The sequence below is a fragment of the Xanthomonas cannabis pv. cannabis genome, from assembly GCF_000802365.1.
GTDB lineage: Bacteria > Pseudomonadota > Gammaproteobacteria > Xanthomonadales > Xanthomonadaceae > Xanthomonas > Xanthomonas cannabis.
Genome location: NZ_JSZE01000064.1, coordinates 1 through 18,474, shown reverse-complemented (window position 1 = coordinate 18,474; position 18,474 = coordinate 1). Strand labels below are relative to the sequence as shown.

Below are 18,474 nucleotides of genomic sequence, written 5' to 3'. Positions count from 1 at the left end.
GGGTGGGTTGGGCGGCGATGGTGGCGCGGATCAGTTCGCGGTCGGCCTCGGTGATGTGCAGCGAGTCCTTGCGGATGATCGGAATCACCGAGAAGCGGAAGGTCACGCCCAGTTCCTTGAGGATCTGGCCGATCTGCGGGTCGCCGATCTGGTAGTCCGATTTGTCGTCGAAGTAGATCTTGTCGATCGTGCCACCGGTGGTGACGATCAGAAGGTCTTCCATTGCTGCCAATCCTGTAGGGCCAACGCGGTGCAGGCCGCGCGAGGGCCGCCATGATACCGCCCGACTGCGATGCTGGCTGCGGCCCGCGGGCGGGCAAGCCGGAGACCCACGCTCACCTGGACAGGTGGGCGGTCCGCCACCGGGCCACCGGCGCGGTCATTCCGCCCGCCGCTGCGCCGGTCAGCGCGCCCTGCGCTTGCTGCCGAACCGGGCCGCCACGCCAGGCCCGCTGACCAGCGCGATCACCAGCAGCGCCAGCAGCAGTTCCAGCCACGCCAGGCCGCGGGCGTGCGGCTGGCTCCAGGCGGCCATCACGCCGTGGCTGAACCATCCCAGCGCGAACACGCCGGCCCAGAACCGTGCGCGGGCGCTGCGTACCGCCAGCACACCGGTCAGCGCGGCCGGCAGCACGAACACGATGAGCGCGGCGATCGGGCGTGCATCGTCGTGGAACCAGGCCACGAACAGCAGCGCCAGCGCCAGCAGCGCCGCCGTCAGCAGCCAACGCGTGGCGCGCAGGCTCACGGGGTCGCCAGCCGCCGCGCGATGTCGGCCACCCGGCGGCCGAGCGCGCGCGCCAGCAGGGTCTCGTCCTCGCTCGGTTGCGGGTCGCCGCCGGCTCCGGACACATGGCTGGCGCCGTACGGCGTGCCGCCGCTGGTGGTGTGGCTAAGCGCGGGCTCGGTGAACGGAATACCGACGATCAGGCAGCCGTGATGCAGCAAGGGCAGATGCATCGACAGCAGCGTGGATTCCTGCCCGCCATGCATCGAGGCGGTGGAGGTGAACACGCCCGCCGGCTTGCCGGCCAGGGTGCCACTGGCCCATTCGGCGCCCAGGCTGTCGAGGAAGTGCTTCATCGGCGCGGCCATGTTGCCGAAGCGGGTGGGGCTGCCCAGCAACAGGCCGCTGCATTCGGCCAGATCGGCGCGGTCCACGTACGGCGCGCCTTCGTCCGGCACCGGCGGGGCGCTGGTCTGGGTGACCGCGGCCACCGGCGGCACCGTGCGCAGCCGCGCGCTCATGCCGGGCACTTCGCCGATGCCGCGCGCGATCTGCCGCGCCAGCCGCGCCACCGAACCGCCACGGCTGTAATACAGCACCAGAATCTCCGCCATCGCATCTACCAACTGTGTGAGTTGCCGCAGTATCGGCCAAGCGGCCGGCCTGCTGCACGCCGCAGGTGCGGCAAGGCCGCGATGACGGCGCATCGGGTACCCTTGCGCGATGTCGCGTGTGAACACCCTCCACCAATGGAAAGAGCGTCTGCGCGACCGCGCGCGGACGGTGAGCTTCGGGCGCTTTCTATGGCACCGCTTTCTGGACGACCGGCTGTTCCAGGCGGCCGCCTCGCTGGCCTACACCACGGTCTTTGCACTGGTGCCGCTGGCCATCGTGGTGTTCGGCGTGTTGTCGGCATTTCCGGCCTTCAACGAGTGGAAGGACGCGCTCACCGACTTCATCTTCAACAATTTCGTGCCTGGCGCTGCGCGTTCGGTGCAGAACTATCTCAACCGTTCGCTGGAGGACCTGGGCAAGTTCACCGTGGCCGGTATGGTGGCGCTGGTGGCTTCGTTGCTGATCACCCTGCACAGCATCGAACAGACCTTCAACAGCATCTGGCGGGTCGCCGCCGCGCGCCCCAAGGTGACGCGGTTCCTGATCTATTGGACGGTGCTGACGCTGGGCACCATGCTGGCCGCGGCCTCGATGGCGATGGCCGCCTACGTGTTCGCGCTGCCGCTGTTCCGCACCACAGAAGGCCAGTGGCTGGCCGAATTCGCCTGGCGGCTGGCGCCGATGGCGGTGGAGTTCGTCTGCATCGTGCTGATCTACCGCGTGGTGCCGCAGCACGTGGTGCGGCTGCGGCATGCGCTGCCGGGCGCACTGCTGGCGGTGATCCTGATGGAGATCGTCAAATGGGGCTTCGGGTTCTATCTCGGTAATTTCCAGACGTATCAGCGTATCTACGGCGCGCTGTCGGCATTGCCGATCCTGTTGTTGTGGATCTACCTGAGCTGGGTGTCGGTGCTGCTGGGCGCCTCGCTGGCCTCGTCGATGTCCGCATTCCGCTACCAGCCCGAAGCGATGCGGCTGCCGCCGGGCTTCGAGATCTACGGGCTGCTGCGGCTGCTGGGGCGTTTCCGCCAGGCGCGCATCCACGGCAACGGCCTGGACGAAGACCGCATCCTGGCGCTGGAACCCATGCTCACCGACACCCTGATGCAGGAATTGCTGTGCGAGCTCAAACGCATCCGCCTGCTGCGTCGCGACGAGCGCGGGCAATGGCTGCTGGCGCGTGACCTGGATGTAGTGACCTTGGCCGAACTCTACGAAAACTGTCAGCTGCGCGTGCCGATCGAAGACCGCCCCCTGCCTTGTCGCGACGATGCCTATGGCCAGGCCGCCGCCGCGGCGCTGGAACAATTGCGCCAACCGTTGCGCAGCGTGCTGGCGCAACCGGTTGGCGACCTCTACACCCACCTTCCCGGAGATCCTCCATGACTGTGCGCCTTGTGCGCGGCGCATGCGCGCTGCTGTTGCCGCTGTTAATGCTGACTGCCTGCAAGCCCACCGGCGACGGCGCGCCCTCGGCCGACCATGCGGCGGCCCCCACCGCGCCGGCTCAGCCACCTGCAGCGCCTGCCGCTCCCGATCCGGCCGGCGCCGCCAGCACCTCGGTCGTGCAGCAGACCGCCGAAATGCCCAAGCTCTCGCTGCCGACCGTAACCGGCGAGACCTACGATCTGGCCGCGCATCGCGGCAAGTGGGTGGTGGTCAATTTCTGGGCCACCTGGTGCGCGCCCTGCCTGAAGGAAATGCCGGAACTGTCGGCGCTGCACACCATGCGCGATGCCGTCGAAGTGGTGGGCCTGGCCTATGAAGACATCACCGCTGCGGACATGCAGGCCTTCCTGAAGGACCATCCGGTCTCCTATCCGGTCGCCATCCTCGACCCGTACCAGCCGCCGCAGGACTTCGCCACGCCGCGCGGCCTGCCGATGACCTATCTGATCGGCCCGGACGGCAAGGTGGCCAAGCAATTCCTCGGCCCGGTCACCGCGCGCGATATCGAAACCGCCGTGGGCATCACCGGCAAGGCCGGTTGATGCAGGCCGCCCGCTTTGTCATCAGCGGCGTGGTGCAAGGCGTCTACTACCGGGCCTCCACCCGCGACCACGCGCTGGCACCGGGCCTGTGTGGGCACGCCCGCAACCAGGCCGACGGCAGCGTGGAAGTGATCGCGGCCGGCAGCGCGGCCGCCCTGGATGCGCTGGAAGCCTGGCTATGGCAAGGCCCGCCTGCGGCGCGAGTGGCCGCGGTGACACGCGCGCCGTGCCCGGTTCCGACGACTGAAGACTTTGTAACTGGCTGAGCGCCGGCCCGCACGGCGGGGCAACAGAGTTGGGGCGACGCGCCGATAACCTTGTCAACGCGATCAGGCGTTCAGGGGAATGTAATGGCCGCTCCATCTCAGGATCACAACGACGCGCACGATCAACCGGCACGCCGCCGTCGCCAGCTGGCGCAATCCGCGCCATGGCTGTATCTCGGCGCGCTGCTGGGCAGCGGCTGGCTGCTGTTCGTGCAGCCGTCCACGCGCGTGCTGCAAACCGGCCAGGCGGCAACCAGCTGGCTGGTTGCCTGGACCTTCGGCGGCATCGTGATCGGTGCCTTGCTGTGGAGCCTGCGGCTGGCGCGCCGTGGCCTGGCGCAGCCCTCGGCAAGCTACCCGCTGTCGGCACGCTTGCCCGAATCCTGGGCCGATGCCTACGCCGCATTGCTGCGCCCCGCGCCGCCGGCCCCGGTTGCCGTCTCCCGGTTGGACCCGGCCCACACCCAGCGTGGTGCGGCCTGGCATCGCTTCGGCGGCGGCATGCTCAGTGCGGAAACCTTCGACCCCGACGATGCCACCCGCGCGCCATGGGATGGGCTCGATGCCCAGACCTGCATCGCGCGGCTGGACGAAGTGCGCACCGCCTGGCAGAACGCCTCGGCCAACCGCGCGCTGCAACAGGAACGCCGCTACTGGCTGGACGTGGTGCTGTCGCTGCTCGACCACGGTGTCATGCGGCCACTGCAGGACGGCTACCTGCCCGACACCGCCGCGCTGCGGACCGAGCGGTTCCTGCTCGGCGCCGATGCCGGCCCGGTGGTACTGGCCGAGGTGCCGGCCCTGTTCGCACGTCGCCTGGCACTGGCCATCGACGCCATGCCGCCCGCCCAACGCGGCGCGGCCGAGGCGCAGTGGCGGCTGCTGCAGCAGCTGCACGCCCTGGTGGCCGAAGGCCGCATGCTGGACGAGCGTTCGCAGGTGATCCAGGTGCTGGCCTGGAACCCGGACGTGGACCTGGACCAGGTCGAAGTGGCCTACATCCTGGCTGCCGAATACCGCGAAGGCATGCGCGACTGGCTGCGCCGCGCCGCCCTGGTGCGCCTGCCCGACAGCGCGCTGCGCCTGGACGAAGTGCTGCTGTCCTCGTGCAGCCCGCTCGGCGCGCAAGCCGATGACGTGGACTACATGGAAGCGATGCGACCGCTGCACCGCGGTTTCATGCAGCTGTTCAGTCAGCGCCTGAGCCAGCTGGTGCTGCAGGCCGAGCAGGCCGAACGTCAGGCCGGCCTGCACCCGCTGCCGCGCGCTACCGCGGCCAGCGATGAAGTCTCTCAGGACTGGCCGGCGTAATCGTCGATCGGCTCCAGCACGCCGTAATGTTTCTTGTGCGGCTTGCCGTGCAAGGGCGGCAACGCGAATTGCGCTTCGGGCACCGACGTGTCCGGGAGCCGATCCAGTAGATCGCGGATCAGGCTCAGCCGGCCCCGTTTCTGGTCGTTGAAATCCACCAGCGTCCACGGCGCATCGCGCGTGTGGGTCGCTTCGAGCATGCGCTCGCGTGCGGCGGTGTAGTCGTCGTATTTGTCGCGCGACTGCAGATCCACCGGCGACAGTTTCCAGCCCTTGAGCGGGTCTGCGTGACGCTCGGCGAAGCGTTCTTCCTGTTCTGCTTGGTCCACGCACAACCAGTACTTGAACAACAGAATGCCGTCGTCGACCAGCATCTGTTCAAAGCGCGGCGCCTGCTCCAGAAACGCGGCGTATTGCGCGTCGGTGCAATAGCCCATGACCCGTTCCACGCCCGCGCGGTTGTACCAGCTGCGATCCATCAGCACCAACTCGCCGCCCGCCGGCAGATGCGTGACATAGCGCTGGAAATACCACTGCGTGTTCTCGCGGTCGCTGGGCTTGGGCAGCGCCACCACCCGGCACTGGCGCGGATTGAGATGGCTGGCGATGGTCTGGATCACGCCGCCCTTGCCGGCGGTGTCGCGGCCTTCCACCAGCACCAGGGCGCGCTGATTGGTGTGGCGCAGCCAGCGTGCCATGCCGACCAGTTCCAGTTGCAGCGGTGCCAGCAGTTTCTTGTAGGCCTTGCGTTTGAGATGCGACATGCGCGTTCCAGCCGGTGGAGAGCGCGCAGGCTATTCGCCCAGACGTGGACGCAGTGTCGCCAGATTGCACGGTTTGGTCCGCGCATCCAGCTGCGCACGCACGATCTTCTCCCACGCCGTGCGGCAGGCCGAAGTGGAACCGGGCAGGCAAAACACGAAGCTGTGGTTGGCAAGCCCGGCAAACGCGCGCGATTGCAGCGAGGAGGTGCCAATCTCGTCCACGCTGATCGCGCGGAACATCTCGCCGAAGCCGGGCATGACCTTGTCCAGCAACGGCGTGATCGCCTCCGGAGTGCTGTCGCGGCCCGTAAAGCCGGTGCCGCCGGTGATCAGGATGCCGTCGACCTGGGCATCGGCGATCCAGCCGGACACGATCGCGCGCATGCGGTAACGGTCGTCCGGGCACAGCGCCCGTTCGTGCAGCACATGACCTTCGTGGGTGAGGGCATCGGCCAGGTAATCGCCGGAACGGTCATCGGCCAGGATGCGGCTGTCGGACACGGTCAGCACGCACAGGCGCAGCGGAATGAAATCAAGAATGGAAGGCATGCGCGCAGCCTAGCGAGCCCGGACGGCCGGGTACAGCGTTGTGGTGTGAAGTCTACGGAGCGGGTGCCTGTCAGGCGTTAGCTACTGCGTCGCTCTAAGCCCCTCTCCCTGCGGGAGAGGGGTTGGGGTGAGGGTACGGTTAACCAGTGTCACGGCCGTAGCCGCACCCTCATCCTGCGCTACGCGCCACCTTCTCCCGAAGGGAGAGAAGGGAGCGGCATTCATGCCTGACTGTCGCTCGTGTGGCAGCGCCAGCGAAGGATTCCGCGCCTCAAGCACCACGCCATCTCGCATGCCAACCCAGAAGCGCAACATCCGGCAACCGACGCTAACCTCCCACCCACCCACTGCGCCGCGCAATGCCACGCAGCAGCGCAGCCAGATCATCCGCGAATCCGTCCATATCGAAAACGCCACTGCGCAGGCGTTGTTCGGCCAATCGCACGCGCACACCACGCAAGGCATCCGCATCGCTCGCCAGTTCGATCGCCTTGGCGACAAACGCAGCGTCATCGGGCACATTCATCTCATCCAGCCCCAGATGCTGATTCAGGCTGCCAGCCACGCGCGCGGAGAACGTCTCGCCCGGCGTGGTCAGTACCGGGCAGCCTGCCCATAGCGCGTCGGAGGCCGTGGTGTGGGCATTGTACGGGTGCGTGTCCAGAAACAGATCCGCATGCCGATAGCGCGCCAGATACTGGAGATGCGGCAACTTCGGCATGAACACCAGCCGCTGCGGATCCACGCCCTGTGCCTGCGCCACCGCGCGCAGTCGCGCATCGGCCAGGCCCGGCCCGGACAGCAGCCACAACACGCTACCGGGCACCGCGCGCAACACCGCCAGCATGCGCGCCATGCTGCGTGGAGTGAGTTTGTAGCTGTTGTTGAAGCAGCACAGCACCACACCCCGCTCAGGCAAGCCGCACTCCGCACGCGGTGGCGGTTGCGCGACCGTGCGCGAGGTGTCCGACGGTTGAAACACGCGTGGCAGGCGCAGCACCTGTTCGCTGTAAAACGGCTCCAGCGGCGGCGGCAGTGCAAACGCATCGCCCAGCACATGGTCCATCCAGGGCGCGCCGGAAGTGCCCGGATACGCCAGCCAGTTGATTTGCACCGGCGCTGGCCGCAGTGCGAACACTTCCGGGCGCCCGCCACCGCCCCAGCCGCGCAGATCGAACAGCAGATCGATGCCCTGGTCCCGGATGTGCTGCGCGGTCGCCAGATGCCCCAGTGCGGTGACGTCATGCAGGCGCGTCGCCTGCGCCAGGCGCGCACGAATCTCGCTGCCATCGTCATGGCTGGTCGCGAACAGGTGCACCTGCATGTCCGGCTGACGTCGCTGCAGCGCTTCGAACAAGGCCACGGTCAGCAAGCCGGTGGGGTGCGCGCCAAAGCCGTTGGAAACGAAGCCGAGCCGCAGCGCACCGCGGCTGCGCACCGTGACTGCAGGCAGCGGGCGTAAAGACGAGGCAATCGCCTGCGCACGGGTGCGGGCACACGCCAGTTGCTCGGCCGCGCTGGCGTCCTCGCTCAGGAAGGCGAACGGCTCCACTGCCGCCTCGCCTCGCGCCACGGCGGCACGCACGTGCGCAGCCAGTGGTTCCAGTTCGCGCCAATTGCACAGGCGGCGTCGCCAATTGAGCAACTGCGCGGTGATATAGGGTTCGTCGGGCAGCAACTGATGCGCACGCGCATACGCGTCAGCCGCCTGCTCCGGTTGACCGGCATCTTCCAACGCGTGCCCAAGCCACAACGCGATACCTGGATGCTGCGGCACCAGGTCCGAGGCCTGTTGCAGCAAGGTGGCGGCGTCTGCATGGCGCTGCTGCGCCCAGCGTACCCGGCCCAGCCGTGCAATCGCCTCCGGGTGACCCGGATGCATGGCCAGGGCGCGTTGTACCGCCACCTCGCCGGCGGTGCTGTTGCCCATGCCCAGCTCGGCATCGGCCAACATCAACCAGGCGACAAAGTCCCCCGGTTGGCGCCGCACCGCCTCGCGCAGCTGCAGCAGCTCGCGCGGGACGTTGGCACTCACGGGCTGTCGCTCAACCGCGCCAGTTCGTCGGCCTGATGCTCGTGCAGCAAGCGCGCGATCAGGGCATCCAGATCGCCTTCGATGATGTTGGGCAGGTCGTACAGCGTCAGCCCTTCCACACGATGGTCGGTGATGCGTCCCTGCGGAAAACTGTAGGTGCGGATGCGCTGGCTGCGATCGCCGCTGCCCACCTGCAGCTTGCGTGTCTGCGCTTCGGCGGCGGCGGCCTTGCTGCGTTCGGTGTCCAGCAACTGCGCCTTCAGGCGCTTCATCGCCTTGTCGCGATTGGCGTGCTGGCTGCGTTCGGTCTGGCATTCCACCACCACGCCGGTCGGCACATGGGTGATGCGGATCGCCGATTCGGTCTTGTTGACGTGCTGTCCGCCCGCACCGGACGAGCGGAAGGTATCCACTTTCAGATCGGCCGGATTGATCGCGATCTCTTCCACGTCATCGGCCTCGGGAATGATCGCCACCGTCGCGGCCGAGGTGTGGATGCGGCCCTGCGACTCGGTCGCGGGCACGCGCTGCACGCGGTGCGTGCCGGATTCGAACTTCAGCCGCGAATACGCGCCACGCCCGACCACCCGCGCCACCACTTCCTTGTAGCCGCCATGTTCGCCGGGGCTGTCGGATTCGATTTCGACCTTCCAGCCCTGGCGCTCGGCATAGCGCGCGTACATGCGGAACAGGTCGCCGGCAAAGATGGCCGCTTCGTCGCCGCCGGTGCCGGCGCGCACTTCCAGGAACAGGTTGCCGTCATCGCGCGGGTCGCGCGGCACCAGCAGCAGCGCCAGTTGCGCATCCAGCTCGTCCAGGCGTGCCTGCGCGGCGGCGATTTCCTCGTCGGCCAGCTCGCGCATTTCCGGGTCGCTGCGCAAGGCCTCGGCCGCGCTCAGGTCGGCCTTGGTGCGCGCTTCGTCTTCCAGCGCCACTGCCACCGGCTCCAGCTGCGACAGTTCGCGCGACAAGGTGCGGAACTTGTCGTTGTTGCTGACCACATCCGGGTCGGACAACAGGTGCTGCAGTTCTTCGCGGCGCTCGGCCAGCGCTTCGAGCTTACGGCGCAGGGTCGGCGTCATCAGTCCTCACGATCGGGGTAGCTACAGGGGGATGTTGGTAACCGGGCTTTTCCGGAAACAGCCGGTCGGCCGCACTGGTCAGTTCCAGGTCGTTGTTCAGTGCCGCATCGCGCAGCGCAGCGGTGGGCGGATGCAGCAGACGGTTGGTCAGCGCATGCGCCAGCTGTTCCAGCACTTCGTCGGCCGGCTTGCCGTTGCTCAATTGCTGGCGTGCCTTGGCTAGCAACTCGTCACGGGTGCTGTCGCCGAATGCGCGCAGGCGCTTGAGCGGCGCCTGGCGTGCGTTGGCCTGCACGGTCTCGACGTAGCGTGCCACCTGCAGGTCGATGATGGCTTCGGCCTGATCGGCGGCCTCGCGGCGGCTGCGACGGTTGTCTTCGACCGCGCGCTCCAGATCGTCCACCGTGTACAGGTAGGCATCGCCCAGCTGCGCCACCGAGGCCTCGATGTCGCGCGGCACCGCCAGGTCGAACAGCAGCATCGGCTTACGCTTGCGTGCGCGCAGCGCCTGTTCGACCTGGGCGCGCGTCACCACCGGCTCGCGCGCGGCGGTGGCCGAGAACACCACATCGGCCTCGGCCAGGTGGCGTTCCAGATCGGTCAACGGCAGCGCATAGCCGCCATGCTGGCTGGCCAGCGTCTGCGCATGGGCGAGGGTGCGGTTGGCGATCAGCAGGCGCCGCACGCGACCCTCGCTCAGATGCTTGGCCGCCAGCTCGATGGTCTCGCCGGCACCGACCAGCAACACGGTCGATTCGTTGAGCCGGGCGAACGATTCCTGCGCCAGCCGCACCGCCGTGGACGCCACCGACACCGGATTGGCACCGACCCGGGTATCGGTGCGTGCGCGCTTGGCCACCGAAAAGGTCTGCTGGAACAGCCGATCCAGGCCGCTGCCCAGCGCGCCGTGGGCCCGCGCCACCGCCCAGGCATCCTTCACCTGGCCCAGGATCTGCGGCTCGCCCAGTACCATCGAATCCAGCCCCGTGGCCACCCGGAACAGGTGACGTACCGCATCGGCATCCTGGTGTTGATACAGATACCCGCTCAGCCCGGGGGCGTGTGCGTCCAGCCAGCCGGCCAGCGTCTGCGCGTCGTCGGCCATCGCATACAGCTCGGTGCGATTGCAGGTGGACAACAGCGCCGCCTCGCGCACCTGCGGCAACGTACGCAACGATTCGAGCGCACGCGGCAGTGCCTCACCGGCGAACGCTGCACGTTCGCGCAGGTCCACAGGAGCGGTCTGGTGATTCAGTCCGAGCACCCACAACGTCATTGTTCAGTTGCTTGCGATAAGCTGGCGGCCATTCAGGGCCCCATTTTACGGCCCGGTTGCCCCCGATGCCTGTACCGATTCGCATCCTGAGTGTTCTTTTGCTGGTCGCAGTCTCCACCAGTGCCACTGCAGCACCCAAGAAAGCACCGCCCGCGCCACCCGCCAAGGCTGCCGGCGCCACCTCGCTGGAACCCGTGCTCGCTGGCGAATTCGCCTTGCAGGCCGGGCAGCTGGACGATGCCGCCCGTGCCTACCTGGACGCCGCCAAGGCCGAAGCCGGCGACGCCGGGCTGGCCGAACGGGCCGCCCGCATCGCCATGCTGGCCAACGACGACCCGCGCGCCATCGAGGCGATGGCGCTGTGGCGCGCCCGCGCGCCATCGTCGATGTCGATGCGCAGCACCGAGGCGTCGCTGGCCTTGCGCCGCAACGACCTGCGCACCGCCCGTCGCGATCTGCTCGGCCTGCTCAAGGAACCCGACCCGCGCGGCTGGCGTTTTGCGTTGATCGCCCTGGCCAATGGCGGCCGCGAGCCTGAAGCCTCTGCCGACGTGCTCGAAGACCTCGTCAAGGCGGGCGCCATCCCCAACCAGATCGAGGCCTGGCAGGAGTTCGGCCGGCTCGCGCTGCGCATGGAGCGCCCGGCGCTGGCCAAGCGCATCGTCGATGAAGTGGTGCGCCGCTTCCCCGAAGAGCCGCGCGTGGCCTTGCTGCATGCCACCCAGCTGCAGCAGGAAGGCAAGAACGACGAGGCATTGGCCTTGCTGAAGGCGATCGAGCCGCAGGCGGTGAAGGACTCCGAACTGCGCGGCGCGCTGGCCTTCGCCTACGACGCCATGGGCCAGACCGAGGCGGCCGCACGCGTGCTCTCCACCGGGCCGCAGGACACCCAGACCTACGGGTTGCGGGCCTCCATGCTGGCCAAGGAGAAGGACCGCAGCGCGCTCGAAGCGCTGTACGGCGAGCTCAAGAGCAATGCCGCCAAGCCGGATCCGGATCGCCGCCTGCTGCTGGGCAAGATCGCCGAATTCCTCAAACGTTACGACGAAGCGGTGGAGTGGTACCGCGGCATGCCGGGCGGCCCGCAGCTGAGCGAGGCGCGCTTGCGCGCGGCCAGCGCGTTGTACGAACTGGGTCGCAAACCCGAGGCGCTGGCCGAAGTGCGTGCCCTGCAGGGCGATGCCAGTGCCGACGACGATGCTCGTCGCGATGCGTACGTGCTGGAGGCCGAGCTTCACCAGCGCGCCGAGGATGCCCCCGGCGAGCTGGACGCCTTCGAACGCGGCCTGGCCGCCTATCCGGACGACAGTGCACTGCTGTATGCCCGTGGCCTTGCGTGGGAGCGTCGCGACGACGTGCCGCGGGCCGAGGCCGACCTGCGCAAGATCCTGGTGGCCGAGCCGGAAAACGTCGCCGCGCTCAACGCGCTGGGCTACACCCTGGCCGATCGCACCACACGCTATAAGGAAGCGCTGGCGCTGATCGACCGCGCCCGCACCGCCGACCCGGACAACCCGGCCATCGTCGACAGCTACGGCTGGGTGCTGTACCGCATGGGGCGCAACAAGGAGGCCCTGGTGCAACTGCGCCGTGCCTGGGCGCTGGTCAAGGACCCGGAAATCGCCGCCCACGTGGGCGAGGTGCTGTGGGTCAGCGGCAAGCAGGACGAGGCGCGGCGTTATTTCGATGAAGCGCGCCGGCTGGACCCGGACAATCGCGCGCTGCAGCGCGCCGTGGAAAAGTTCGGCCTATGAACCGCGGGATCCGCACGCTGGCCCTGAGCGGGCTGGTGCTGGCTGCGCTGTCCGGCTGCGTGAGCGTGCCGCGCGGGCAGGGCGGCGGAGCAGCGGTGGTCGAACAGGTGTCCGACCAGGCCCGCCAGGCCGAAGCCGCGCGCCAGGCCTGGCTGCAGGCCCACCCCACCTGGTCGTTCCAGGGCCGGGTGGCGATCAGCAAGGGCCGTGACGGCGGCAGCGGCCGCATCGACTGGCAGCAGAATGGCCCGCAATACCGCGTGCAGCTCAGTGCGCCAGTGACCCGGCAGAGCTGGGTGCTTACCGGCGACAGCGCCACCGGCGCCGGCCGGATCGAAGGGCTGGATGGCGGCCCGCGCAGTGGGCCGGACGCAGAGCAGGTGTTGCTCGAGGCGACCGGCTGGACCATTCCGGTCAACCGGATGGCGGACTGGGTGCGCGCGCTGCGCATCGCCGACACCGCTGCGCAGCGTGTGGACCTGGATGCCGCCGGGCGCCCGCGCACCGTGCAACAGGGTGGCTGGACCATCGAGTTCCTGGCCTGGGCTCCTGCCGGTGACGGTCAGCCCGAGCTGCCGCAACGTATCGAAGCCCACAACGGCAGCGCCAAGATGCGCCTGCTGGTCGATCAATGGACGGTCTCGCCCTGATGTCGGCGCAGGAAGGGTGGTCAGCATGGCCCGCGCCGGCCAAGCTGAACCTGTTTCTACAGATCGTCGGGCGCCGCGCCGATGGCTACCACCTGCTACAGACCGTGTTCCGGCTGCTGGACTGGGGGGACACCATTCATCTTCGTTTGCGCGGCGATGGCCTGATCCGGCGTATCGGCGAGAGTCTGCCCGGCGTTACGGAAGACGACGATCTGGTGATTCGCGCCGCGCGGCTGCTGCAATCGGCCGCTGGCACGGACGCGGGTGCCGAGATCCGGGTCGACAAACGCATCCCCGCCGGTGGCGGTTTCGGTGGCGGCTCCTCGGATGCGGCAACCGTGCTGGTGGCGCTCAATGTCTTGTGGGGCCTGGGTTTGCCGGTCGATGCGCTGGCCGGGCTGGGCTTGCAACTGGGTGCGGACGTGCCGGTGTTCGTGCGCGGGCACAACGCCTGGGCCGAGGGCGTCGGCGAGCAATTGACCCCCATCACACTCCCGGACGCGGCTTATGTGCTGGTCGATCCAGGTGTTCACGTGCCCACGCCGGCCTTATTTCAATCACAGGAATTGACGCGGGATGCCGCGCCCGCGAAAATAGCGGACTTCGCTTCCGGTTCTCTGCTCGACAATGCATTCGAGCCGGTCCTGCGGCGCCGTGAACCCGCTGTCGAGGCCGTGTTCCTGGCGCTGTCCAGGATCGGAACGCCGCGTTTGACCGGGTCGGGAAGTGGGTGCTTCGTCGAATTCGCCACGCGCGCTGCTGCAGAGCAGGCCATGGCGCAGTTGCCGGGCAGCCTGCGGGCGTGGGTTGTGAAGGGTGCAGCGCACTCGCCATTGCTCGACGCACTGGACGCGAGACAAGTTTGATGCAGGGGCGTCGCCAAGAGGCCCAAGGCACCAGGTTTTGATCCTGGCATTCGTAGGTTCGAATCCTACCGCCCCTGCCAATGTGTTGATGTGGGTCGCTCTGCAAGAGGTGCAGATGCAGATTCGTCTGCAGGCTCCCGCAGCTTCATGTGCGCAGATCGAGGTACGGCCGGGCAACGGCGTGGCTCCTCTGCTCTTCCGCCGACCCGCACGCTCTTCGCCGCCGCCCGAGAGATCCCATGCAAGATCAACGTAACCTGCTGGTGTTCTCCGGCAATGCCAACAAGCCGCTTGCCCAGAGCATCTGCAAGGAGCTCGGCGTGCGCATGGGCAAGGCGCTGGTCACGCGCTTCTCCGATGGCGAGGTGCAGGTCGAAATCGAAGAAAGCGTGCGCCGGCAGGAAGTGTTCGTCATCCAGCCGACCTGCGCGCCGAGCGCCGAGAACCTGATGGAGCTGCTGGTGCTGATCGACGCGCTCAAGCGCGCCAGCGCCCAGTCCGTCACCGCGGTGATCCCGTATTTCGGTTATTCGCGCCAGGACCGTCGCATGCGCTCCTCGCGCGTGCCGATCACCGCCAAGGTCGCCGCCAAGATGATCTGCGCGATGGAGGCCGACCGCGTGCTGACGGTCGACCTGCATGCCGACCAGATCCAGGGCTTCTTCGATGTGCCGGTGGACAACGTCTATGCCTCGCCGCTGCTGCTGGCCGATATCTGGCGCGCCTACGGCACCGACAACCTGATCGTGGTGTCGCCGGACGTGGGTGGTGTGGTGCGCGCGCGCGCCGTCGCCAAGCGCCTGGATGACGCTGATCTGGCCATCATCGACAAGCGCCGTCCGCGCGCCAACGTCGCCACCGTGATGAACATCATCGGCGACGTACAGGGCAAGACCTGCGTGCTGGTGGACGACCTGGTCGATACCGCCGGCACCCTGTGTGCGGCTGCCGCTGCGCTCAAGCAGCGCGGTGCGCTCAAGGTGGTGGCTTACATCACCCACCCGGTGCTGTCCGGCCCCGCGGTGGACAACATCAACAATTCGCAGCTCGACGAGCTGGTGGTCACCGACACGATCCCGTTGAACGAAGCGGCGCGGACCTGCCCCAAGATTCGTCAGCTGAGCGTGGCCGAACTGCTGGCCGAGACCATTCGCCGCATCGCCTTCGGCGAATCGGTCAGCTCGCTCTACGTCGACTGATCTCCCATTCGGTGCCCGGATCTCCCGGGTGCCGGTACCACGTCTCTCCTGGTCGCGGGTGAGACGCTTCATCGCCGCGAGGCGGTATTCCAAACTAGGTAGTGAAACAACATGGCAAAGACTCACGAAATCAAGGTCGAGCGCCGCGCAGACGAGGGGAAGGGTGCGAGCCGCCGCCTGCGTCACGCTGGCGTCATTCCGGCCATCGTCTACGGTGGCGAACTCGAGCCGGTCAGCATCCAGCTCAACCATGAGCAGATCTGGCTCGCCCAGCAGAACGAGTGGTTCTACTCGTCGATCCTGGACCTGAACCTCAATGGCGACGTGCAGCAGGTGCTGCTGCGTGACATGCAGCGCCATCCGTTCAAGCAGCTGATCATGCACATCGACTTCCAGCGCGTCAGCGCCAATGAGAAGCTCAGCGCCGCTGTGCCGCTGCACTTCGTCAACGAAGCAACCTCGCCGGCTGGCAAGTCCAGCGAAGTGGTCGTGACCCACGAGCTCAACGAAGTCCAGGTGGTCTGCCTGCCGAAGGACCTGCCGGAGTTCATCGAGGTCGACCTCGGTGGCCTGGAAGTGGGCAACGTGATCCACCTGTCCGAAATCAAGCTGCCGGCCGGTGTTGAAATTCCGGAACTGAAGCTGGGCAAGGAACACGACGTCGCCGTGGTCGCGGCCAAGCACGTGCGCGTCGAGGAAGAAGACGCTGCCGGTGAAGAAGGCAGCGAAGGCGCAGAGACCAAGTAATCCGTTGGCCGATTCCTCGCAGCATGCGGGGAATCGGCTGCGGTCACTGGCATGTCTGCACTTCGTCTGATCGTCGGGCTGGGTAATCCAGGTCCCGAACACGCGCAAACCCGGCATAACGCCGGGTTTCGTTTCGTCGATGCCCTCGTCGAGCGCAGTGGCGCCCGCTGGGGCCTGGACAGCAAGCTGTTCGGCGAGACGGCCAGGGTCGATATCGCGGGCCAGCCGGTCTGGCTGCTCAGGCCGGCGACGTTCATGAATCTCAGTGGTAAATCGATCACCGCCGCATTGCGGTTCTGGAAGATCGAGCCGGAGCAGATGCTCGTCGCCCACGACGAACTGGATCTGTCACCCGGCACGGCACGGCTCAAGTTCGACGGCGGGCATGGCGGCCAGAACGGTCTGCGTGACACCATCCGCCTGCTCGGCCATGGCAAATTTCACCGCTTGCGCGTCGGCATCGGTCATCCCGGTCACAAGGACCGCGTGGTGCCCTGGGTGCTGGGACGGGCAGGGCGCGAGGATGATGTGGCGATTGGTCAGGCAATAGATGCGGCCATCGACGTACTGCCGCTGGCAATGGATGGCAATTTCAACGAGGCGATGAAGCGCCTGCATACAAGCAGGGATGCGTGATTGGGGATTGGGGATTCGTGGCCATGTGGCATGACGAATCTCCAATCCCGAATCCCAAATCCCGGATGTGACCCATGGGTATCAAATGCGGCATCGTCGGCCTGCCCAACGTCGGCAAGTCGACCCTGTTCAACGCGCTGACCAAGGCGGGCATCGCTGCGGCCAATTTTCCGTTCTGCACCATCGAGCCCAACGTTGGCATCGTGCCGGTGCCCGATCCGCGCCTCAACCAGCTGGCCGAGATCGTCAAGCCGCAGAAGCTGATTCCGACCGCGGTCGAGTTCGTCGACATCGCCGGCCTGGTGGCCGGTGCGGCGAGCGGTGAGGGCCTGGGCAACAAGTTCCTGGCGCACATCCGCGAAGTGGATGCGATCACCCACGTGGTGCGTTGCTTCGAGAACGATGACGTCATCCACGTCAACAACAAGGTCGACCCCATTTCCGATATCGAAACCATCGATACCGAGCTGGCGCTGGCCGACCTGGATAGCGTGGAAAAGGCGCTCAATCGCGCCGAGCGCAGTGCCAAGGGCGGCGACAAGGAGGCTGCGGCACGCAAGCCGGTGCTGGCCAAGCTGCAGGCGGCGCTGGCTGATGGAAAGTCGGGACGTGCGGCCGGCCTGGATGAGGAAGAGAAGACGCTGGTGCGCGATCTGTTCCTGCTCACGCTCAAGCCGGTGATGTACATCGCCAACGTGCTGGAAGACGGTTTCGAGAACAATCCGCACCTGGATGCCGTGCGCGCGCACGCTGCAGGCGAAGGTGCAGAAGTGGTGCCGGTCTCGGCCGCGATCGAAGAAGAGCTGTCCCAGCTGGACGACGAGGACCGCGATACCTTCCTGGCCGATCTCGGGCTGAGCGAGCCTGGCTTGAATCGCGTCATTCGCGCCGCTTACACGCTGCTCGGCCTGCAGACCTACTTCACCGCAGGCGTCAAGGAAGTGCGCGCCTGGACGGTCAGGGCTGGCTCCACCGCGCCGCAGGCGGCGGCCGTCATTCACACCGATTTCGAGAAGGGCTTCATCCGCGCCGAGACCATCGGTTTCGATGATTTCATCAAGTATCGCGGCGAAGCCGGTGCGCGCGACGCGGGCCGCCTGCGTCTGGAAGGCAAGGAATATCGCGTCCAGGAAGGCGACGTGCTGCACTTCCGTTTCAACGTCTGATCCGGTGCGCGCGGCGTCGTTCGCCGCGCGCTGTCGGGTGTGACGAATAGTTCAAAATTTTTGTTGACACCGGGTGCGTCCCACAACAAAATAACGGGCTGCTTCACCCCGAACCGATTCGCTTCACCGCGCAACGGTCCGGTAGTAAAAGCTGGAGGGATACCCAAGCGGCCAACGGGGGCAGACTGTAAATCTGCTGGCTTACGCCTTCGGTGGTTCGAATCCACCTCCCTCCACCAGTTTCACGTTGTGGCATGCAGTTCCCGGCGCGGGAGTAGTTCAACGGTAGAACCTCAGCCTTCCAAGCTGATGGTGCGGGTTCGATTCCCGTCTCCCGCTCCATTGAACGCAAATGCATGGCATAATGCAAAACTCGCTCACGTAGCTCAGTCGGTAGAGCACCTCCTTGGTAAGGAGGAGGTCGAAGGTTCGATTCCTTTCGTGAGCACCATTACTCAATCGTCTTAACTCCAAACGATTACCGAGAACTTGCACCCATGGCAAAAGCTAAATTCGAGCGCACCAAGCCGCACGTGAACGTCGGCACCATCGGTCACGTCGACCATGGCAAGACCACGTTGACCGCCGCGCTGACCAAGATCGGTGCAGAGCGTTTCGGTGGCGAGTTCAAGGCGTATGACGCGATCGACGCAGCGCCGGAAGAAAAGGCGCGCGGCATCACGATTTCGACCGCGCACGTCGAATACGAATCCCCGACCCGCCACTACGCACACGTTGACTGCCCCGGCCACGCCGACTACGTCAAGAACATGATCACCGGTGCGGCGCAGATGGACGGCGCGATCCTGGTGTGTTCGGCCGCTGACGGCCCGATGCCGC

At 66.8% G+C, this 18,474-nt stretch carries 19 protein-coding genes, 4 tRNA genes and 1 pseudogene; 16 read left to right on the top strand and 8 right to left on the bottom strand.

Annotated elements, in window-relative coordinates; all coding sequences use genetic code 11:
- The 3 genes and pseudogenes from OZ10_RS12195 to wrbA all read right to left on the bottom strand — a co-directional run.
- Positions 1 to 223 (bottom strand): annotated as a pseudogene (locus tag OZ10_RS12195) (asparaginase domain-containing protein); the annotation flags it as partial.
- Positions 224 to 403: 180 nt separating this feature from the next.
- Positions 404 to 748 carry a DUF2069 domain-containing protein gene (locus OZ10_RS12190; RefSeq protein WP_039411244.1) on the bottom strand — a complete coding sequence of 115 codons (345 nt, stop codon included), beginning with the start codon at positions 746 to 748 and terminating at the stop codon, positions 404 to 406.
- Complete coding sequence (wrbA, locus tag OZ10_RS12185; RefSeq protein ID WP_039411246.1) at positions 745 to 1,341, bottom strand: NAD(P)H:quinone oxidoreductase; 597 nt, start codon at positions 1,339 to 1,341, stop codon at positions 745 to 747. The genes OZ10_RS12190 and wrbA overlap by 4 nt, the downstream gene beginning before the upstream one ends.
- Positions 1,342 to 1,450: 109 nt before the next feature.
- On the opposite strand from wrbA, the gene OZ10_RS12180 reads away from it, so the two are divergent.
- From OZ10_RS12180 to OZ10_RS12165, 4 genes are all read left to right on the top strand, one after another.
- Positions 1,451 to 2,728, top strand: a complete 1,278-nt coding sequence (locus OZ10_RS12180; protein WP_039411248.1) for a YihY family inner membrane protein — start codon at positions 1,451 to 1,453, stop codon at positions 2,726 to 2,728.
- Positions 2,725 to 3,333 carry a TlpA family protein disulfide reductase gene (locus OZ10_RS12175; RefSeq protein WP_039411250.1) on the top strand — a complete coding sequence of 203 codons (609 nt, stop codon included), beginning with the start codon at positions 2,725 to 2,727 and terminating at the stop codon, positions 3,331 to 3,333. The genes OZ10_RS12180 and OZ10_RS12175 overlap by 4 nt, the downstream gene beginning before the upstream one ends.
- Positions 3,333 to 3,599 carry an acylphosphatase gene (locus tag OZ10_RS12170; RefSeq protein WP_039411251.1) on the top strand — a complete coding sequence of 89 codons (267 nt, stop codon included), beginning with the start codon at positions 3,333 to 3,335 and terminating at the stop codon, positions 3,597 to 3,599. The genes OZ10_RS12175 and OZ10_RS12170 overlap by 1 nt, the downstream gene beginning before the upstream one ends.
- Positions 3,600 to 3,683: 84 nt before the next feature.
- A complete protein-coding gene (locus OZ10_RS12165; RefSeq protein WP_039411254.1) occupies positions 3,684 to 4,910 on the top strand; it encodes a hypothetical protein in 1,227 nt (408 codons plus the stop codon).
- Here OZ10_RS12165 and ppk2 read toward each other — a convergent pair.
- From ppk2 to hemA, 5 genes are all read right to left on the bottom strand, one after another.
- Positions 4,892 to 5,674 (bottom strand): polyphosphate kinase 2, encoded by a 783-nt coding sequence (gene ppk2 / locus OZ10_RS12160; protein WP_039565102.1) that lies wholly within the window; start codon positions 5,672 to 5,674, stop codon positions 4,892 to 4,894. The two genes, OZ10_RS12165 and ppk2, sit on opposite strands and share 19 nt — an antisense overlap.
- A gap of 30 nt (positions 5,675 to 5,704) precedes the next feature.
- A complete protein-coding gene (gene moaB, locus OZ10_RS12155; RefSeq protein WP_039411258.1) occupies positions 5,705 to 6,223 on the bottom strand; it encodes a molybdenum cofactor biosynthesis protein B in 519 nt (172 codons plus the stop codon).
- A gap of 328 nt (positions 6,224 to 6,551) precedes the next feature.
- On the bottom strand, positions 6,552 to 8,258 hold the full coding sequence (locus OZ10_RS12150; protein ID WP_039565100.1) for an O-linked N-acetylglucosamine transferase, SPINDLY family protein: 1,707 nt from the start codon (positions 8,256 to 8,258) through the stop codon (positions 6,552 to 6,554).
- On the bottom strand, positions 8,255 to 9,340 hold the full coding sequence (gene prfA / locus OZ10_RS12145; protein WP_039565098.1) for a peptide chain release factor 1: 1,086 nt from the start codon (positions 9,338 to 9,340) through the stop codon (positions 8,255 to 8,257). The genes OZ10_RS12150 and prfA overlap by 4 nt, the downstream gene beginning before the upstream one ends.
- Positions 9,318 to 10,616 carry a glutamyl-tRNA reductase gene (hemA, locus tag OZ10_RS12140; RefSeq protein ID WP_039411265.1) on the bottom strand — a complete coding sequence of 433 codons (1,299 nt, stop codon included), beginning with the start codon at positions 10,614 to 10,616 and terminating at the stop codon, positions 9,318 to 9,320. Before hemA ends, prfA begins: the two co-directional genes overlap by 23 nt.
- Positions 10,617 to 10,681: 65 nt before the next feature.
- On the opposite strand from hemA, the gene OZ10_RS12135 reads away from it, so the two are divergent.
- The 12 genes from OZ10_RS12135 to OZ10_RS12080 form a co-directional block, all read left to right on the top strand.
- Complete coding sequence (locus tag OZ10_RS12135) at positions 10,682 to 12,370, top strand: tetratricopeptide repeat protein (protein WP_039565095.1); 1,689 nt, start codon at positions 10,682 to 10,684, stop codon at positions 12,368 to 12,370.
- Positions 12,367 to 13,020: a lipoprotein insertase outer membrane protein LolB gene (gene lolB, locus OZ10_RS12130; RefSeq protein WP_039565093.1), complete on the top strand. Its 654-nt coding sequence runs from the start codon at positions 12,367 to 12,369 to the stop codon at positions 13,018 to 13,020. Before OZ10_RS12135 ends, lolB begins: the two co-directional genes overlap by 4 nt.
- Complete coding sequence (gene ispE, locus OZ10_RS12125) at positions 13,002 to 13,886, top strand: 4-(cytidine 5'-diphospho)-2-C-methyl-D-erythritol kinase (RefSeq protein ID WP_039565090.1); 885 nt, start codon at positions 13,002 to 13,004, stop codon at positions 13,884 to 13,886. The genes lolB and ispE overlap by 19 nt, the downstream gene beginning before the upstream one ends.
- Positions 13,887 to 13,889: 3 nt before the next feature.
- Positions 13,890 to 13,966 (top strand) — tRNA-Gln (locus tag OZ10_RS12120).
- Positions 13,967 to 14,125: 159 nt separating this feature from the next.
- Positions 14,126 to 15,085, top strand: a complete 960-nt coding sequence (locus tag OZ10_RS12115) for a ribose-phosphate diphosphokinase (protein ID WP_039411276.1) — start codon at positions 14,126 to 14,128, stop codon at positions 15,083 to 15,085.
- Positions 15,086 to 15,196: 111 nt separating this feature from the next.
- Complete coding sequence (locus tag OZ10_RS12110) at positions 15,197 to 15,832, top strand: 50S ribosomal protein L25/general stress protein Ctc (RefSeq protein WP_039411279.1); 636 nt, start codon at positions 15,197 to 15,199, stop codon at positions 15,830 to 15,832.
- 51 nt (positions 15,833 to 15,883) lie between these two features.
- Entirely contained in the window at positions 15,884 to 16,468 is a 585-nt protein-coding gene (gene pth / locus OZ10_RS12105) for an aminoacyl-tRNA hydrolase (protein WP_039411281.1), read from the top strand.
- 74 nt (positions 16,469 to 16,542) lie between these two features.
- Positions 16,543 to 17,634, top strand: coding sequence for a redox-regulated ATPase YchF (gene ychF, locus OZ10_RS12100; RefSeq protein ID WP_039411283.1), 1,092 nt, complete (start codon positions 16,543 to 16,545; stop codon positions 17,632 to 17,634).
- A 153-nt stretch (positions 17,635 to 17,787) separates the two neighbouring features.
- A tRNA-Tyr gene (locus OZ10_RS12095) sits at positions 17,788 to 17,873 on the top strand.
- Positions 17,874 to 17,902: 29 nt separating this feature from the next.
- Positions 17,903 to 17,976: transfer RNA gene (locus OZ10_RS12090), tRNA-Gly, on the top strand.
- Between the two features lie 33 nt (positions 17,977 to 18,009).
- A tRNA-Thr gene (locus OZ10_RS12085) sits at positions 18,010 to 18,085 on the top strand.
- A gap of 46 nt (positions 18,086 to 18,131) precedes the next feature.
- The coding region (locus OZ10_RS12080; RefSeq protein ID WP_039565087.1) for a GTP-binding protein at positions 18,132 to 18,474 on the top strand (343 nt) is incomplete at its 3' end.

Excerpts from the sequence above, each read along its gene's own strand:
- wrbA (WP_039411246.1), bottom strand. The coding sequence starts at position 1,341 with ATGGCGGAGATTCTGGTGCTGTATTACAGCCGTGGCGGTTCGGTGGCG.
- OZ10_RS12180 (WP_039411248.1), top strand. The coding sequence starts at position 1,451 with ATGTCGCGTGTGAACACCCTCCACCAATGGAAAGAGCGTCTGCGCGAC.
- OZ10_RS12175 (WP_039411250.1), top strand. The coding sequence starts at position 2,725 with ATGACTGTGCGCCTTGTGCGCGGCGCATGCGCGCTGCTGTTGCCGCTG.
- OZ10_RS12170 (WP_039411251.1), top strand. The coding sequence starts at position 3,333 with ATGCAGGCCGCCCGCTTTGTCATCAGCGGCGTGGTGCAAGGCGTCTAC.
- OZ10_RS12165 (WP_039411254.1), top strand. The coding sequence starts at position 3,684 with ATGGCCGCTCCATCTCAGGATCACAACGACGCGCACGATCAACCGGCA.
- ppk2 (WP_039565102.1), bottom strand. The coding sequence starts at position 5,674 with ATGTCGCATCTCAAACGCAAGGCCTACAAGAAACTGCTGGCACCGCTG.
- moaB (WP_039411258.1), bottom strand. The coding sequence starts at position 6,223 with ATGCCTTCCATTCTTGATTTCATTCCGCTGCGCCTGTGCGTGCTGACC.
- prfA (WP_039565098.1), bottom strand. The coding sequence starts at position 9,340 with ATGACGCCGACCCTGCGCCGTAAGCTCGAAGCGCTGGCCGAGCGCCGC.
- hemA (WP_039411265.1), bottom strand. The coding sequence starts at position 10,616 with ATGACGTTGTGGGTGCTCGGACTGAATCACCAGACCGCTCCTGTGGAC.
- OZ10_RS12135 (WP_039565095.1), top strand. The coding sequence starts at position 10,682 with ATGCCTGTACCGATTCGCATCCTGAGTGTTCTTTTGCTGGTCGCAGTC.
- lolB (WP_039565093.1), top strand. The coding sequence starts at position 12,367 with ATGAACCGCGGGATCCGCACGCTGGCCCTGAGCGGGCTGGTGCTGGCT.
- ispE (WP_039565090.1), top strand. The coding sequence starts at position 13,002 with ATGGACGGTCTCGCCCTGATGTCGGCGCAGGAAGGGTGGTCAGCATGG.
- OZ10_RS12115 (WP_039411276.1), top strand. The coding sequence starts at position 14,126 with ATGCAAGATCAACGTAACCTGCTGGTGTTCTCCGGCAATGCCAACAAG.
- OZ10_RS12110 (WP_039411279.1), top strand. The coding sequence starts at position 15,197 with ATGGCAAAGACTCACGAAATCAAGGTCGAGCGCCGCGCAGACGAGGGG.
- pth (WP_039411281.1), top strand. The coding sequence starts at position 15,884 with ATGTCTGCACTTCGTCTGATCGTCGGGCTGGGTAATCCAGGTCCCGAA.
- ychF (WP_039411283.1), top strand. The coding sequence starts at position 16,543 with ATGGGTATCAAATGCGGCATCGTCGGCCTGCCCAACGTCGGCAAGTCG.